This is a genomic window from Flavobacterium sp. NRK1, from assembly GCF_024054175.1.
GTDB lineage: Bacteria > Bacteroidota > Bacteroidia > Flavobacteriales > Flavobacteriaceae > Flavobacterium.
Window position 1 is genome coordinate 846,525 of the sequence record NZ_JAMXLA010000001.1, and the last position, 15,622, is coordinate 862,146.

Below are 15,622 nucleotides of genomic sequence, written 5' to 3' on the forward strand. Positions count from 1 at the left end.
CTGACCAGCATGAAAAGCCAATTCTCAATCCCAAAACCCTGTCACGAAAACTGGGGTGCTATGACTCCGGATGAACAAGGTCGTTTTTGCAGTTTATGTAGTAAAACGGTTGTTGATTTTACGGAAATGAATAATGATGAAATAATCATCTATCTTAGAGCCAACAGGAATACAAAAATATGTGGACGGTTTAGCAATGAACAATTACAGGAAAAAAATTCTGTTAGTATTCCGAAAAAGGTTTTGTATTCACAGACAAAATTCATCAATGTATTTTTGCTTGCATTGTTGGTAACTATGGGATCGATACTTTTTAGTTGTAAAGAGGATAGCCATTTGACCGGAGAAATCGTTGAAACATCGGAAGACACAATAACTTTGCCGCCCCCGCCTCTCCCTGACCGCAAAAATGAACACGTTGTTATGGGAATGGTAAAGTACCCTCAGGACTCTATTACCCCAACGAGGGCTGAACAGCAAAAAGCAACGAATAACCGGATACACAAATCCACGAATAACTAATTTTTATATCGTAAATTTGCTATTCTATTTCAAGTAATGGCAAATACCTTATTAAACAGCATTCATGATCCTGCAGACCTGAGAAAACTCAGCACTGAACAATTGCCGCAATTGGCACAGGAACTGCGCAGTTTTATTATAGATATAGTTTCGGTTAAAGAAGGCCATCTTGGTGCCAGTCTTGGCGTTACCGAGCTTACCATTGCATTGCATTATATTTTTAATACACCCGACGATCTTTTGGTTTGGGACGTAGGCCATCAGGCTTACGGACATAAAATACTCACAGGCCGTAAAGACAAGTTTGATACTAACAGACAATTGGGCGGCATAAGCGGTTTTCCTAAACGTAGTGAAAGTGAATATGACACTTTTGGCACGGGCCACAGCAGTACATCAATTTCAGCAGCTTTAGGTATGGCTATTGCGTCTAAACTAAAGGGAGAAGATAAAAACCATATTGCCGTTATAGGCGATGCATCTATTGCATCGGGTATGGCTTTTGAAGGGCTTAACCATGCAGGGGTAACCGATGCTAACCTGCTTGTTATATTAAATGACAATGCCATAGGTATAGATCCAAGTGTCGGGGCACTTAAAAATTATCTTACTCAGGTAAAAGAAGGTACTAACCCCCGCGATAACAACATGATAAAGTCGCTTAACTTTGATTACAGCGGCCCGATAGACGGACATGACCTGCCTGCTTTATTAAAAGAACTTGAGAGGCTTAAAAATAACAAAGGACCACGGTTCCTGCACATTATAACTACAAAAGGAAAAGGACTAAAACAAGCCGAAGAAGATCAGGTTAAATACCATGCTCCCGGCAAGTTTGACCGTATTACCGGAGAAGTTCTTGCAATAGCCGACGAAAACCTGCCACCAAAATACCAGGATGTTTTTGGGCTTACACTGGTTGAACTGGCAAAGCAAAATGACAAAATAATAGGTATTACTCCTGCAATGCCATCAGGGAGTTCCATGAAATTTATGATGGAAGCTTTTCCTGACCGTGCTTTTGATGTTGGTATTGCCGAACAACATGCCGTTACTTTAGCTGCCGGTATGGCTACACAAGGTATGATTGTTTATTGCAATATCTACTCTACTTTTTTACAAAGAGCCTATGATCAGCTAATTCATGATGTAGCGTTGCAAAACCTTCCTGTTATATTTTGTCTTGACCGTGCAGGTCTTGTTGGCGAAGACGGGGCAACGCATCACGGAGTATTTGACATTGCATATCTAAACTGTATTCCGAATCTTATTATTTATGCGCCTTTAAATGAAATCGACTTACGTACTATTTTATATACTGCCCAGCTAGGGCTAGACCACCCTATTGCTATACGCTACCCGCGTGGCAGAGGAGAAAACCTGCATTGGCTTCAGCCTTTTAAAGCTATTGAAATTGGAAAAGCAAACCTTTTAAGAGGAGGCTCTCAGGTAGCTGTATTATCTACAGGTACTATAGGCAATAATGTAACTAAGGCATTGGCACAAATTGACAATGCTTCCTTGTTCTCTCATTATGATTTTGGCTTTATAAAACCGCTGGACGAAGCTCTTTTGCATGAAATATTCAGGCAACATGAAGAAATTGTTACAATTGAGGACGGATGCATTACAGGTGGTTTTGGAAGTACAATAGCAGCTTTCGCGACAAGAAATGGTTACACTTTGAAAATTAGAAACTTAGGAATTCCTGATAACTTTATTGAACACGGAACAGTAAACCAGCTACAACATTATTGCGGAATTGACGTTAAAAGCCTTAAAGATATTTTTTCTGCTTACTGAAAAAATGCCGACTTTTGCATCACATTTCCAAAAAACTGTTCAGAATGAGAATAAAAGCCTGCATACTTGCATTACTATGCATTGCATTTAGCCATACATTAAAAGCACAAATATTAGTAACAACCACTTTACCCGATACCATAACTTACTGGGAAAAAACAAACCGGGTAGGCCTTGATATTAATCAGGTAGCTTTTGTAAACTGGAATGTAGGAGGCAATAACTCTGTGGCAGGTGTTGTAAAGGGTGCCTTCGTAAGGAAGTATGTAAAAGGAAATCTCAACTGGAACAACGAACTTATCCTTAAATTCGGGCTTAACAGGCAGCAGGATCAGGGAACAAGAAAAACCGATGACCAGATAGAGCTTAACTCTACCTTTGGATATAGAACTGATACAATTTCTAACTGGTACTATAGTGCCAAGTTTAATTTTAAGACACAATTTGCCAACGGTTATAATTATCCAAATACCGAAGATGAAATATCTGGGCCTTTTTCACCGGCTTACATCTTTCTGGGGATTGGTAGCGAGTATATCCGTAAAGATTTAGGGCTTAATGCCTATTTTTCTCCTCTTACAGACAAAACAACTCTTGTTTTAAACAATACGCTTGCCGATCAGGGGGCTTTTGGGGTTGACGCTGCAATCAAAGATGCTGACGGAAACATTATAAAATCGGGTAAAAACTCACGTACTGAATTAGGTATATTAATCACCAATCAGTTTAAAAGACAAATTTTTACCAACATAATGCTGGACAACCGTTTTGTATTTTATACAGACTACCTGAATAATTTTGGTAATATTGACGTTGATTGGCAAATGCAGCTTGACCTTACTGTAAATCAGTACGTAAAGGCAAATGTTGGCATGCATATGATTTATGATGACGACATTAAAAACAAGGTTGAACGAGATGGTGAGCAGGTTACCGAAGGCCCAAGAATACAGCTTAAACAAATGATAGGCGTAGGCTTAAGCTATAGTTTTTAAGCATAAATATAGCTACTAAAAAAGGCAGGAAACTTTTAAAGTTCCTGCCTTTTTTAGTATTTGTTAGTGTTTTATTTTGCTCCTGTAATTGTATTATACAATAACACAGCTTTTCCATCTGTAAGTGTAGATACAAAATGGCAAATATGAAGCAGCCTGTCATACAGGTTCATTTTTTCTGTAATAAACTTCTCAGGGAGCAGCTTTACTATAAGCTTGTCATAGTTACTTGCTTTACCTTCAAATGTGTTGTTATAGGCCGTACAAAAAGTATCCAGAAGCGTATTAATTATTCTATATCCAATAACCTCCTTCTCTACTACTTCGCGGCTCTGATAAATATTTTTAATGCTTATATTAATAATGTCCTTCATTTGCGCGGTATATTTACCACGTTCGGTAAGTGCATAAGGATATTTCCCCTGCAATATAGCCTCTTCGTTTTCAAGAAAAACATTTACAGCATCGCCGATAAGGCTGCTTATCGCCAGTGCACGCAGGTAGCTTATGCGGTCTTCTTTAGTAACAAGCGATTTATATTTTTCTACATGAACATTATCCTTAACCAGCTTTATTAAATATTCTAAGGCAAAATCTTCAGAAATAAGTCCCAGGTTAATTCCATCTTCAAAGTCTATAATAGTATAGCAAATGTCGTCGGCTGCCTCAACAAGATACGCCAGCGGATGACGTTCATATCCTATATCATCTCCCGTTTTATTCGGAATAAGTCCTAACTCTGCTGCTACTTCCTGAAAGAAAGCCTTATCGCACTGAAAGAAGCCATATTTTTTATCGGCAATGTTATTAGTTGGTTTTTTAGGCAAAGACTCCTTAGGATACTTCATAAAAGCACCAAGCGTAGCATATGATATTCTTAATCCGCCCTCAATGCCGGGGCGTGAAGCTGTAAGCAGATTAAACCCGTTGGCATTGCCTTCAAAATCTATAAGATCCTGCCATTGCTTATCGGTAAGCTGTTCCTTATACTGCTGTCCTCTTCCTGTTTTAAAATATTCACCTATAGCTTTCTCTCCCGAATGCCCAAATGGAGGATTACCAATATCGTGAGATAATGCAGCCGCAGCTACAATAGCCCCAAAATCATTCATTTGGTAACCATGAATATCCTGAAGGTAAGGATGTTTTTCGATGATCTTTTTACCTACAAGCCTTCCTAACGAACGTCCTACTACAGATACTTCAAGGCTGTGAGTAAGGCGCGTATGCACAAAATCAGTTTTAGAAAGGGGTATTACCTGCGTTTTATCCTGAAGGCTTCTAAAAACCGACGAAAATATAATACGGTCATAATCCACTTCAAAACCCAAACGGGTATCGTCCTGTTCTTTACGTAACCTTTTGCTTGTATCGCCCTGCCTTTTAAGCGACAGTAGCTGTTCCCATTTCATCATTTTATTTATGATTTAGTTTATGCCTGACTTTGCCAGCTCTGCCTGAATAATATTATTTTTAACCTGTGTAAACACTTCATTTTTTGCCTCGGCAAAAGAGATATCATATTTACGTTCTATAGTCTGAAACGCTGCCGGATATTTGGCCAGCAGCCTCTCGTAATAAGTATTAAGCACTTCTTTTGCAGGCGATGTAAATTCAAGCCTTAACTCAAAACGCCGTATAAGTGCTTCGTCTATCATCTTGATCTGATTGGTAGCTGCAATTAAAACAGAGTTAGACGGAAAATTATCTACCAACTGCAAAATTGCATTCACTACACGCTTCATCTCGCTGCTGTCGCGGCTGTCATAATCACGTACCTGCCCTAAAGTATCAAATTCATCAAAAAACAGCACAGCATCATGATAACTCACTTCTTTAAACAATGCAGCTACATTTTTAGCCGTTTCTCCCAGTTTAGATGAAACTATATTAGAGAGGTTAACAACTATAAGTTTCCTGTCCAGCACTTTTGCAATGGCTTTTGCAGTCATGGTTTTACCACACCCCGTTTTGCCATACATAAGCATTTTATTGTTTACAGGCAGCTCATACTGTTCCAGCACTTCCCTAAAGCGGTATTCTTTTAAAAACTGTTCAATCTGTACAGCAACGGCATCGTTAAAAACAACATCGTTAATATCAACCTCGGTTCTGTCTGTAAAAAATAATGCGCTCAACCTGTATTATTTTAATTGCTATGCAAAGTTACTTTTTGTTGTTGAATAAAAAGAAATCACGTGATTTCTTAGGATATTGCTCTATACTCTTATCACTTGGATTATCTATAACCGATTTAATAGTTATTTTATCTCCAACTTTAAAGCTTTTTTCCACATGCTGATAATCAAGCAGGTATTCCCCACAAAAATAATTACCATTCTCGTCTTTCTCTATAAGTCCGGAATACACCCCTTTTTTATCTTTAGACATATTATCGTTTTTCTTCGTTATTATTTATATCCTTCATTTTTGCGGCCCTTTGTGCTTTCTCAAATTCATATATGTCTACCACCAGTGTTTTAGACAGGTTATCGTGAAAACCTATTGGCGGACGACCAAGAAACGTAATTGCTTCAAACGGAATAAGCCTGCATAATGTTCGCAATAAAATACGGGCATTATCGGGTTGTGTACCGTCCCTGTTTACTACCATTGTGTTTGTAACATACTTAGCTGCCGTGCGCATGTTTAACGATTCAAACAGGCCATAGTAAACTATATTTAAACCAAGGCCAAGCAGGGTATATTTAAAATTACCCAAAACAGGAGGGCCTATTAAAAACCCTTCCTGCCCATAATTATCATATATCCAGTTTGAACCCATGGAAACAGCAAGCTGAATTATGGTAACTATTATACTGTCTAAAATAAAGTTTACAAACCTTTTATTGCGGGAAGCAAGCATACCAAAGGTTATTTCAACAGGTTTCTGCATTTTTTTAATTTTGTTCAAGGCCTATTTGGTCAAACGATTGTCTTGATTCCAGAGCCTCTTTATATTTTTTAGCATCTACAACATAAGTACCCGATGCCGAATCATGCCAGCCCCTTGGGTTACTGCCCAAAAAACTTAGTGCTTCAAAACTTAATATTCTGCAAAGGTTTCTTATCATAATACTTCTTGCCTCAGGTTTTGTTCCGTCTTCTGAAACAACTATGGTTCCTGTAATAAATTTACCTACGCTTCTTTGAGTAAACACCTCAATTAAAAAAAGGTAGGTTACCATTACCAGAGTAGTTACAAGCCTGTCGGTTAAGCCGTCCCATTTATCAAACCACAGCGCAAAACCATTGTAGCCAAAAAGCGATAAAATTCCCGCTATAGCACCTAATATGATGAAAATTAAACAAACAACAAGAATATCAATAACAAAATTCAGTAGCCTTTTATACCAAGGCACTAACATTGCCGGGCTGATTGCCACTCCGGTAACTGTTTCCATAAATAATAATTGTTTTGGTTAGAAAACAAAAATAAGGAGCAAATTGCTCCTTATTCTATTTTTATGAAAATTTATTCATCTTCTTTATTAAGATCCGCACATTTCACAATCTTCAGGATCTGCAGTTCTTGAGCGCTCAAGCATAGCCTGAAATTCACTTACTGCAATAGGCTGAACATCTTCTGCTGTTCCTGCTGTAACTGCCGGTTTTGGAGCTGCTGCGATTTCCGGCACCACCTCAACTTTTTTATCATTATTAAGCGTAAACTTAATAGCATCCACAGCACTTTTGGTTCTTAAATAGTACATACCTGTCTTCAGGCCGCTTTGCCATGCATAAAAGTGCATAGATGTAAGTTTAGAGAATGTAGCACCTTCCATAAACAGGTTAAGTGATTGCGACTGGTCGATAAAGTAACCCCTTTGGCGTGACATATCTATAATATCCTTCATACTCATTTCCCAAACCGTTTTGTAAAGGTCTTTTATATCCTGAGGAATGATATCTATATTCTGTACCGATCCGTTTGCTCTCATAATTTCCTGCTTAAGGTTTTCATTCCACAAGCCAAGGTTTACAAGATCTTCAAGAAGGTGTTTGTTTACAACAATAAACTCTCCCGAAAGCACCCTTCTGGTATATATATTAGATGTATAAGGCTCAAACGCCTCGTTGTTGCCTAATATCTGCGATGTAGAAGCTGTTGGCATTGGCGCCATAAGCAGTGAATTTCTTACACCATGCTCCATTACTTCTTTACGAAGCGAAGCCCAGTCCCAACGGCCACTTAAATCAGCATCAGTTAAGCCCCAAAGGTTATACTGAAACTCTCCCTGAGAAATAGGAGATCCTTCAAAACTTGAATAGGCACCTTCTTCTTTTGCCAATTCCATAGAAGCAGTAACCGCTGCAAAATAAATAGTTTCAAATATTTCCTGGTTTAATGCTTTAGCCTCATCACTTGTAAATGGTAAACGCATTAATATAAACGCATCTGCCAAGCCCTGAACACCAAGCCCAACAGGACGGTGGCGCATGTTAGAGTTTTCAGCCTCTTTAACCGGGTAATAATTCCTGTCTATTACTTTATTAAGGTTACGCGTTATACGCTTAGTAACCTGGTATAAATAGTCATGGTTAAACTTACCGTTCTCAACAAACATTGGCAAAGAAATAGAAGCAAGGTTACATACCGCAATTTCATCCGGTGATGTATATTCCATAATCTCTGTACAAAGGTTTGAAGACCTTATGGTACCAAGATTTTTCTGGTTCGATTTTCTGTTAGCCGCATCTTTGTAAAGCATATACGGTAAGCCAGTCTCAATTTGAGATTCAAGTATTTTTTCCCAAAGCTCACGTGCTTTAACTGTTTTTCTTCCTTTGTTCTCAGCTTCATATTTAAGGTAAAGACCATCAAATTCTTCACTATGAACATCATAAAGGCCCGGACACTCATTAGGACACATTAGAGTCCATGTGCTGTCTTCCTGAACACGTTTCATAAACAAATCAGGAATCCACATAGCCAGGAACAGGTCACGCGTTCTCATTTCTTCTTTACCATGATTTTTTCTTAGATCAAGGAAATCAAAAATATCAGCATGCCAAGGCTCAATATAAACCGCAAAGCTGCCTTTACGTTTACCTCCGCCCTGATCTACATAACGCGCTGTATCATTAAATACACGAAGCATAGGCACAATACCGTTAGATGTACCATTTGTACCACGAATATAAGAACCTGTAGCCCTTACATTATGAATAGACAAACCGATACCACCTGCAGACTGTGATATTTTAGCTGTATTTCTTAGTGTGTCATAAATACCATCTATACTATCATCTTTCATAGAAAGAAGGAAACATGATGACATTTGCGGTTTTGGCGTACCTGCATTAAATAATGTAGGCGTAGCATGGGTAAAGAATTTTTTAGACATCAGCTCATAGGTTTCTATAGCCGATTCAATATCATTTAGGTGAATACCAACAGATACACGCATAAGCATATGCTGAGGCCTTTCAACAATTTGTCCGTTAATTTTCAACAGATAAGAGCGCTCAAGGGTTTTAAACCCAAAGTAATCGTAATTAAAGTCCCTGTTATATATAATTGTAGAATCCAGTACCTCGGCATTTGCCATAATAGCCTCATAAACCTCATCAGACAGTAAAGGCGCTTCCTGCCCTGTCCTCGGGTTTACATAATGATACATATCGGTCATCGTTTCAGAGAACGATTTTTTAGTGTTTTTATGAAGGTTAGACACCGCAATACGCGCAGCAAGCTGTGCATAATCAGGGTGGGTAATCGTCATAGACGCAGCAGTTTCTGCTGCAAGGTTATCAAGTTCAGATGTGGTTACCCCATCATATAATCCCTCAATAACACGCATTGCCACCTTAACAGGATCTACCAGTTCATTCAGTTCATAGCACAGTTTCCTTACTCGATCGGTAATTTTATCAAACATTACCGGCTCTCTTTTTCCGTCTCTTTTAACTACATACATATGGCAATAATTTTAGGTTAATAATCGGTGTGCTGCATACAGCACGCCTGCATTTGGTTAGAGGTTTGTTTTTATTAAAAATCGGCGTCAAAGCTAATTTTTTGCGAATCACCTTCATTTTTGATAACTCCCGCTTTCTGGTATTCAGAAACTCTTTTCTCAAAGAAGTTAGTTTTACCCTGAAGCGAAATCATATCCATAAAGTCAAACGGGTTACCCACGTTATATTGTCTTTCGCAGCCAAGCTCCACAAGCAGCCTGTCGGTTACAAACTCCAGGTACTGTGTCATCAGTACTGAATTCATTCCTATAAGGCTAACCGGAAGCGACTCGGTAATAAATTCTCTCTCAATATTTAATGCATCTATAAGAATTTCTTTAATCCTGTCTTTAGACACTTTGTTTATAAGGTGATGATTATGCAAATGCACTGCAAAATCACAATGAACACCTTCATCTCTTGAAATTAATTCGTTAGAAAAGGTAAGTCCCGGCATAAGCCCGCGCTTTTTAAGCCAGAAAATAGAACAAAATGCCCCTGAAAAGAAAATGCCTTCTACAGCTGCAAAAGCAATAAGCCTTTCAGCAAACGAGTCAGACTCTATCCATTTAAGTGCCCATTCTGCTTTTTTCTTAATTGCAGGAAATACTTCAATAGCATGAAACAGCTCATTTTTCTCCGTTTCATCTTTAACATAGGTATCTATTAGAAGAGAATATGTTTCACTATGGATATTTTCCATCATGATCTGGAAACCATAGAAAAACTTAGCTTCTGCATACTGCACCTCATTTACAAAGTTTTCTGCAAGATTTTCGTTCACTATACCGTCAGATGCTGCAAAAAAGGCAAGAATGTGCTTAATAAAATATTTTTCATCTTCGCTAAGCTTGGTGTTCCAGTCGTTAAGATCCTGATGAAGGTCAATTTCTTCAGCCGTCCAGAAACTCGCCTCCATTTTTTTGTACCAATCCCATATATCATGATGTTTTATAGGGAAGATCACAAAACGGTTTTTGTTTTCCTGTAAAATAGGTTCAATTGCAGACATATTGTTTTGACTTTTATAGTATTAAAGAATAGATGACATTGTCGTAAGGGGGAATACAAAGATTGGCATTTGAATTAAAAAATGAAAGCCAAACTTATTCACAATTGACTATAGTTTTTAACAACAGAAAAATTCTTACAACAACCCGCTATATTTGCAATATATTGATTTACAATATATTGCAAAACATAAATATAACGATTTTTTCGTAAAAAACAGAGTGAAAACGTATGTTTTTAAAGGTATTAACGTCTTCTTTGCACAGGGTTATCTTTAAGCTCGGCAGCTACCTTTTCAAGTTCGGCATACCAATCTTCACCAAAGCGGCGAATAAGCGCTTCCTTAACAAATTTATAAACGGGCACTTCAAGTTCTTTACCTAAAGAGCAGGCATCGTCACAAATATCCCATTTGTCATAATTTACCGCAGCAAATTCTGTAAAGTCTTTTATACGGATAGGATATAAATGACACGACACAGGTTTTTTCCAGTCAATCAAACCCTGATTATAAGCCTGTTCAATGCCGCAAAGCGCAGTTTTACCGTCAAAAATTACATAAGCGCAATCTTTATTATCAATAAGCGGCGTTTCAAGATCGCCATCGGTTCCTTTAACCCATGTTCCCTGAGCCTCTATCGCAGCAATACCTTCTTTTCTTAAAAAAGATTTTACTTTATGATATACAGCCTCCAGTATTCCGGTTTCCTCTTCATTCAGCGGCGCACCCGCATCACCATCTACACAACAAGCCCCTTTGCAGGCAGAAAGATTGCAAACGAACTCTTTTTCCAGTATGTCTTCAGACACTATTGTTTTACCCAGTTGAAACATGCCGCAAAGATAAACAAAGTTAGCAATATTGGGAGTAGCCAAAATCCTGTAAAATTGTTTGTTGCTGTTAATTATTAAGGGTAATTTTGCCGATTAAAATATTTAGCAATGGGATTTGACTGGAAAGAAATATTTACTATAAGTATGGTGCTGTTTGCAGTGATCGATATAATAGGCAGCGTTCCTATTATTGTAGACCTGCGAAACAAACTTGGCCACATACAGTCCGAAAAAGCATCTATAGTAGCTATGGTTATTATGATAGTTTTTCTTTTTGTAGGAGAAGAAATACTTAAACTTATTGGTATAGATGCCAGCTCATTTGCCGTTGCAGGCTCATTTGTGCTTTTCTTTCTTGCCCTCGAAATGATTTTAGGCATACGCCTTTATAAAGAAGACAGCCCCAGTACAGCCTCTATTGTACCCATAGCTTTTCCGCTTATTGCAGGGGCAGGAACTATGACTACACTGCTTTCCTTAAGGGCTGAATATGAAAAAATAAATATTATTATTGCTATAATAATAAATATTATTGTTGTTTACGCTGTACTAAAATCTTCTTCGCGCATAGAAAAAGTACTTGGCGTTAACGGGCTTAGCGTAATAAGAAAAGTTTTTGGAGTAATTTTGCTTGCCATAGCTGTTAAATTATTTGCAGCTAATGTTAAACAATTGTTTCTGTAATAATTATATTTCTTAAATTCACGCACTAAAAACCAACCTTACTACTCACTACATTATTCTAAGAACTCTAAACAATGAAAATTTTTATTTACATTTTAATAGTACTTGCACTTGCACTTATAGTATTTAACATTACCCTTCTTGATTTTAATAACATTTTCAGAGGCGACAGTCTTGTAGCATTAATAGGCATTGTAGCTTCATTGTGTGCTGTTTGCATACTGTTTATTTTTAAAGCTTCTAAGAATATTGAAGAAAAAACAAGACACTAAATATGTTTGACGTTTTAATTATTGGTGGTGGCGTTTCAGGCGTATCATGCGCGCTTATTATAGGTTCTGCACTAAAAAGGCCGTATGCCGAAGGCAAAAAAGCAGGAATATTTACCCATCAGAAATCAACTTCTTTACAAGATGCACTTTTTAACAATGCTTATGGCATTCCTGCCGGAACGCTAGGATCAACCCTTATGGAAACCAGTCTTAGTCAGTTAAGTTCATTATATCCGGAAATGGAACAAATAGCAAACGAAAAAGTAATGAGTATTGAAGGTGAGGCGGGAAATTTTACAGTTACAACAAACAAAAGTTCATATAAAACAAAAGCTGTAGTTGTTGCTATTGGATCTGCGGGCACATTTGCCATAGAGGGCCTTATGGATTATGTAATCCCTCATAAAAAAGCCATTCCTGAAAAAAACCGGATTCAGCTTAAAAACGAAGACCACCTGGTAGCCGAAGGCATTTATGCTGTAGGTACACTTGCAGGCCATCGCAGCCAGCTTGCCATTGCGGCAGGAAGCGGTGCGGCAGTAGGCACAGACATTCTTACTTTGTGGAATGACGGCAAGCAGACTCAATATCACGATAGTATCAGAAAATAATCAGATTGCAGCAGGCAAACAAACTTCAATCTGACTCTTAAAATACAAAAGCCCGAAATTCTATTTCGGGCTTTTGTATTTTATACTTAGGCATACTAGTAGTTACTAGTTATGAATGCTTTAAACTATTTTGCCAGTACAGCTTTTACCATATTATCTTCTTTAAGTATCATTTCATAATATACTTTCTCGTTCAGCAACTGTCTTTCAAACTCGGCGGCCAGATAATGCTTCACTCTTTCTTTATGCTTATCAAGTTTAAAAACGAGTCCGTTTTTTGTCAGATACGCAGCAAAAGCCTTAAAGTATTTATCTGTATCCATTACTTTTTCTGTAATACGGGCAGCGTTAAGGCCTTTAAATTCTTTTCTTTCTTTATCAAGCTGTTCAAACACAAAATAGCTTACTATACCACTTTGCATTATCATAGTTACTGCCTCATCGCCGTGCTTACCTTCTAATGGCACAAACATATCGGGTATAATACCGCCCCCTCCGTATACAATACGGCCCTTAGTCGTTTTAAATTTAAGCGTGTCGGCTATTTTAATACTATCGGCAGCATACAATTCACCACTTTCAAAACGCTTCTCAAAATCATTAAAATATTCGTCACCACCATGATCATAACTTCTTTGTATGGACCTGCCCGATGGCGTATAATACCGGGCTACAGTAAGTCTTACAGCACTGCCGTCACCCAAAGGCATTTCTCTCTGCACAAGCCCTTTACCAAAAGAGCGTCTGCCTACAATAGTACCCCTGTCGTTGTCCTGAATAGCTCCGGCAAGTATCTCACTGGCAGAAGCACTATTTTCATTTATTAAGATATAAAGCTTACCGTTTTCAAAATCGCCTTTTTTAGTAGCATAAGTTTTGTCTTCGCGGTTCTTTTTGTTTTTCGTCTTTACTATAAGTTCTCCGTCTTTCAAAAATTCATCGGCTATCTGAACCGCCTTTTCAAGATATCCCCCGCCGTTATCGCGCAAATCAACAATCAGCTCTGTTGCTCCCTGCGCTTTAAGGTTAATCAAGGCCCTGTGAAATTCATCATAAGTAGTTTCAGCAAAACGGTTCACTTTTATATACCCTGTATTTTTACCGGCCATAACAGCGGCATCTACACTTTTTATGGGCACAATATCACGCTGAACATCTATATTGAATTTTTTATTTTCACTTTTCCTGAAAATAGTAAGCCTTACCTTAGAACCCTCTTCTCCTTTTAACTTTGAGAAAAGCGTATCGTTAGGTAGTTTTCGCCCAAAAAGCTTAGTATTATCTGCAAATAATATCCGGTCACCCGATTTTATACCGGCTCTTTCAGACGGGCCTCCCGGAATAGGCTTAATAACCGCTACAGAATCTTTATACATATAAAAATTGACTCCGATACCCACAAAATCACCTTTCATACTCTGAGCAACCTGTTCCATCTCATTTTTTGCAATATAAACGGAGTGCGGATCCAGCTTTTCGAGTATGCTGTTTACAGTAATATCTACAATAGAGTCGGTATTAATATCATCTACATATTCACGGTCAATAAAGTCTATAAGTTTGTTAAGCTTACTTTTATTAGCACTATAAATCATTCCGCGCTGTGTTGACGGAAAATCTAAAAAACTGCCAATAAGCAGTCCTGCCGCAAGCGCGACCGATAAAGCAATAGGTAAATATATTCTGTTAATTTTCATTTATATCAGCTTCCAGATTGGCTATATGTGCCACTTCTACTCCCGCCTTAAGTAAAAAGTCTATACCTGAATTATCTTTATAACCTTCAAGGTAAACAACCCTTGTTATTCCCGCCTGATGAATAAGCTTACTACAATCTTTACAGGGAGACATGGTAATATATAATGTTGCGCCTTCGCAAGATTGTGTAGAGCGGGCCACTTTTAATATAGCGTTAGCTTCGGCATGCAGTACATACCATTTGGTAAGCCCTTCCTCATCTTCACAGCAGTTCTCAAAACCCGAGGGTGTACCATTGTAGCCATCAGATATTATCATTCTGTCTTTAACAATAATTGCGCCAACTTTTTTACGCCTGCAATATGATAACTGCCCCCATTCTCTGGCAATTCTTAAATAAGCCTTATCATATTTATTCTGTTTTCTCTCTTTCATTACAAAGCAATGAACCGCATATACTCAAATATAAGTATTGGCAGCCCGTATAAAGTTAAAAAATTACCAAAATTTATTACCTATAATCATAGGCACTACAATACCTGCTACAAAGGCCGACATGATAAGCACCCAGTCGCGCCTAGATACCCTGAAAAATTCCTGAAGTATATAGCCAATTATTAACACACAAATTACTATAATTACCTGGGCAGCTTCAATACCTAATGCAAACTCCAGCAAAGGCAGCATTTTATTGTCGGCATTTTTATCTAATACCAACTTAAAATAATTAGAAAACCCAAGCCCGTGTATTATACCAAAAAACAAAGTTGTTATTGCTATAAAATTTACAGTGTTGTTTCTAGATGCTTTTTTACCAAGTTTTACAATGTTGTAAATAGCCGCCGTCAATATGGTAATAGGTATAAGAAACTCTACCATTTTTGCATTTAAGCTTACTATGCTGTATACAGATAATATGAGCGACAATGTATGCCCAATGGTAAAAAGGGTAACAAGCAGTATTACATTTTTCCAGTCCTTAAAGGTATAAGGCACTGTAAGCATAGCCAAAAACAGGATGTGATCATATGCATTAATATCTAACACATGGTAAAGACCCGTTTCAAAATACAGCCAAAATTCTGACATAATATTACCTATAATATTTAAAGCGTAAACTTACATTTTTTTTCATAAACTTTTTCTTCCTGACAACGAGCAAAAAGGAACTTTTAATCCGATAAAATCTTTTTAAAAAATTATTTCAGCATGAAATATAGAAGTATATTTG

17 protein-coding genes are annotated in these 15,622 nt (G+C 37.7%); 6 read left to right on the top strand and 11 right to left on the bottom strand.

The features are described from left to right. The first annotated feature begins 9 nt into the window (after positions 1–9). From NHE85_RS04080 to NHE85_RS04090, 3 genes are read left to right on the top strand one after another with little or no spacing between them, the layout of a single operon-like run. Positions 10–522 (top strand): hypothetical protein, encoded by a 513-nt coding sequence (locus NHE85_RS04080; RefSeq protein WP_252809916.1) that lies wholly within the window; start codon positions 10–12, stop codon positions 520–522. A 36-nt stretch (positions 523–558) separates the two neighbouring features. Further along, positions 559–2,325 (top strand): 1-deoxy-D-xylulose-5-phosphate synthase, encoded by a 1,767-nt coding sequence (locus NHE85_RS04085; RefSeq protein ID WP_252809918.1) that lies wholly within the window; start codon positions 559–561, stop codon positions 2,323–2,325. A gap of 44 nt (positions 2,326–2,369) precedes the next feature. Then, positions 2,370–3,320 carry a DUF3078 domain-containing protein gene (locus NHE85_RS04090; protein WP_252809920.1) on the top strand — a complete coding sequence of 317 codons (951 nt, stop codon included), beginning with the start codon at positions 2,370–2,372 and terminating at the stop codon, positions 3,318–3,320. A gap of 71 nt (positions 3,321–3,391) precedes the next feature. Here NHE85_RS04090 and NHE85_RS04095 read toward each other — a convergent pair whose 3' ends face one another. The 8 genes from NHE85_RS04095 to NHE85_RS04130 all read right to left on the bottom strand — a co-directional run bounded on the left by NHE85_RS04095 (position 3,392) and on the right by NHE85_RS04130 (position 11,126). Continuing rightward, complete coding sequence (locus NHE85_RS04095) at positions 3,392–4,732, bottom strand: deoxyguanosinetriphosphate triphosphohydrolase (RefSeq protein WP_252813275.1); 1,341 nt, start codon at positions 4,730–4,732, stop codon at positions 3,392–3,394. Positions 4,733–4,747: 15 nt separating this feature from the next. Continuing rightward, positions 4,748–5,458 (bottom strand): AAA family ATPase, encoded by a 711-nt coding sequence (locus NHE85_RS04100; RefSeq protein WP_252809922.1) that lies wholly within the window; start codon positions 5,456–5,458, stop codon positions 4,748–4,750. Positions 5,459–5,486: 28 nt separating this feature from the next. Continuing rightward, the gene (locus NHE85_RS04105) at positions 5,487–5,711 is read right to left on the bottom strand and encodes a hypothetical protein (protein WP_252809925.1); all 225 of its coding nucleotides are present in this window, start codon (positions 5,709–5,711) and stop codon (positions 5,487–5,489) included. A gap of 1 nt (position 5,712) precedes the next feature. Continuing rightward, positions 5,713–6,216: an RDD family protein gene (locus NHE85_RS04110; protein ID WP_252809926.1), complete on the bottom strand. Its 504-nt coding sequence runs from the start codon at positions 6,214–6,216 to the stop codon at positions 5,713–5,715. A 4-nt stretch (positions 6,217–6,220) separates the two neighbouring features. Beyond that, positions 6,221–6,724 carry an RDD family protein gene (locus tag NHE85_RS04115; RefSeq protein WP_252809928.1) on the bottom strand — a complete coding sequence of 168 codons (504 nt, stop codon included), beginning with the start codon at positions 6,722–6,724 and terminating at the stop codon, positions 6,221–6,223. An 87-nt stretch (positions 6,725–6,811) separates the two neighbouring features. Beyond that, entirely contained in the window at positions 6,812–9,241 is a 2,430-nt protein-coding gene (locus NHE85_RS04120) for a ribonucleoside-diphosphate reductase subunit alpha (RefSeq protein ID WP_252809930.1), read from the bottom strand. 74 nt (positions 9,242–9,315) lie between these two features. Beyond that, a complete protein-coding gene (locus NHE85_RS04125; protein ID WP_252809932.1) occupies positions 9,316–10,293 on the bottom strand; it encodes a ribonucleotide-diphosphate reductase subunit beta in 978 nt (325 codons plus the stop codon). Positions 10,294–10,538: 245 nt separating this feature from the next. Beyond that, positions 10,539–11,126, bottom strand: a complete 588-nt coding sequence (locus NHE85_RS04130) for a DUF3109 family protein (protein WP_252809934.1) — start codon at positions 11,124–11,126, stop codon at positions 10,539–10,541. 108 nt (positions 11,127–11,234) lie between these two features. On the opposite strand from NHE85_RS04130, the gene NHE85_RS04135 reads away from it, so the two are divergent. The 3 genes from NHE85_RS04135 (at position 11,235) to NHE85_RS04145 (ending at position 12,693) form a co-directional block, all read left to right on the top strand. Next, complete coding sequence (locus NHE85_RS04135) at positions 11,235–11,810, top strand: MarC family protein (RefSeq protein WP_252809936.1); 576 nt, start codon at positions 11,235–11,237, stop codon at positions 11,808–11,810. A 74-nt stretch (positions 11,811–11,884) separates the two neighbouring features. Next, positions 11,885–12,082 (top strand): hypothetical protein, encoded by a 198-nt coding sequence (locus tag NHE85_RS04140; protein WP_252809938.1) that lies wholly within the window; start codon positions 11,885–11,887, stop codon positions 12,080–12,082. Between the two features lie 2 nt (positions 12,083–12,084). Next, positions 12,085–12,693, top strand: a complete 609-nt coding sequence (locus tag NHE85_RS04145; protein ID WP_252809940.1) for an FAD-dependent oxidoreductase — start codon at positions 12,085–12,087, stop codon at positions 12,691–12,693. A 125-nt stretch (positions 12,694–12,818) separates the two neighbouring features. Here the strand turns inward: NHE85_RS04145 and NHE85_RS04150 are convergent, their stop codons facing one another. The 3 genes from NHE85_RS04150 to NHE85_RS04160 all read right to left on the bottom strand — a co-directional run bounded on the left by NHE85_RS04150 (position 12,819) and on the right by NHE85_RS04160 (position 15,480). Next, positions 12,819–14,390 (bottom strand): S41 family peptidase, encoded by a 1,572-nt coding sequence (locus tag NHE85_RS04150; RefSeq protein ID WP_252809942.1) that lies wholly within the window; start codon positions 14,388–14,390, stop codon positions 12,819–12,821. Continuing rightward, complete coding sequence (locus NHE85_RS04155) at positions 14,380–14,826, bottom strand: dCMP deaminase family protein (RefSeq protein WP_252809944.1); 447 nt, start codon at positions 14,824–14,826, stop codon at positions 14,380–14,382. The genes NHE85_RS04150 and NHE85_RS04155 overlap by 11 nt, the downstream gene beginning before the upstream one ends. A gap of 63 nt (positions 14,827–14,889) precedes the next feature. After that, positions 14,890–15,480 (bottom strand): HupE/UreJ family protein, encoded by a 591-nt coding sequence (locus tag NHE85_RS04160; protein ID WP_252809946.1) that lies wholly within the window; start codon positions 15,478–15,480, stop codon positions 14,890–14,892. Between the last annotated feature and the right edge of the window lie 142 nt (positions 15,481–15,622).

Excerpts from the sequence above, each read along its gene's own strand:
- NHE85_RS04140 (WP_252809938.1), top strand. The coding sequence starts at position 11,885 with ATGAAAATTTTTATTTACATTTTAATAGTACTTGCACTTGCACTTATA.
- NHE85_RS04120 (WP_252809930.1), bottom strand. The coding sequence starts at position 9,241 with ATGTATGTAGTTAAAAGAGACGGAAAAAGAGAGCCGGTAATGTTTGAT.
- NHE85_RS04125 (WP_252809932.1), bottom strand. The coding sequence starts at position 10,293 with ATGTCTGCAATTGAACCTATTTTACAGGAAAACAAAAACCGTTTTGTG.
- NHE85_RS04155 (WP_252809944.1), bottom strand. The coding sequence starts at position 14,826 with ATGAAAGAGAGAAAACAGAATAAATATGATAAGGCTTATTTAAGAATT.
- NHE85_RS04135 (WP_252809936.1), top strand. The coding sequence starts at position 11,235 with ATGGGATTTGACTGGAAAGAAATATTTACTATAAGTATGGTGCTGTTT.
- NHE85_RS04150 (WP_252809942.1), bottom strand. The coding sequence starts at position 14,390 with ATGAAAATTAACAGAATATATTTACCTATTGCTTTATCGGTCGCGCTT.
- NHE85_RS04105 (WP_252809925.1), bottom strand. The coding sequence starts at position 5,711 with ATGTCTAAAGATAAAAAAGGGGTGTATTCCGGACTTATAGAGAAAGAC.
- NHE85_RS04115 (WP_252809928.1), bottom strand. The coding sequence starts at position 6,724 with ATGGAAACAGTTACCGGAGTGGCAATCAGCCCGGCAATGTTAGTGCCT.
- NHE85_RS04085 (WP_252809918.1), top strand. The coding sequence starts at position 559 with ATGGCAAATACCTTATTAAACAGCATTCATGATCCTGCAGACCTGAGA.
- NHE85_RS04095 (WP_252813275.1), bottom strand. The coding sequence starts at position 4,732 with ATGAAATGGGAACAGCTACTGTCGCTTAAAAGGCAGGGCGATACAAGC.
- NHE85_RS04110 (WP_252809926.1), bottom strand. The coding sequence starts at position 6,216 with ATGCAGAAACCTGTTGAAATAACCTTTGGTATGCTTGCTTCCCGCAAT.
- NHE85_RS04090 (WP_252809920.1), top strand. The coding sequence starts at position 2,370 with ATGAGAATAAAAGCCTGCATACTTGCATTACTATGCATTGCATTTAGC.
- NHE85_RS04145 (WP_252809940.1), top strand. The coding sequence starts at position 12,085 with ATGTTTGACGTTTTAATTATTGGTGGTGGCGTTTCAGGCGTATCATGC.
- NHE85_RS04080 (WP_252809916.1), top strand. The coding sequence starts at position 10 with ATGAAAAGCCAATTCTCAATCCCAAAACCCTGTCACGAAAACTGGGGT.
- NHE85_RS04130 (WP_252809934.1), bottom strand. The coding sequence starts at position 11,126 with ATGTTTCAACTGGGTAAAACAATAGTGTCTGAAGACATACTGGAAAAA.
- NHE85_RS04160 (WP_252809946.1), bottom strand. The coding sequence starts at position 15,480 with ATGTCAGAATTTTGGCTGTATTTTGAAACGGGTCTTTACCATGTGTTA.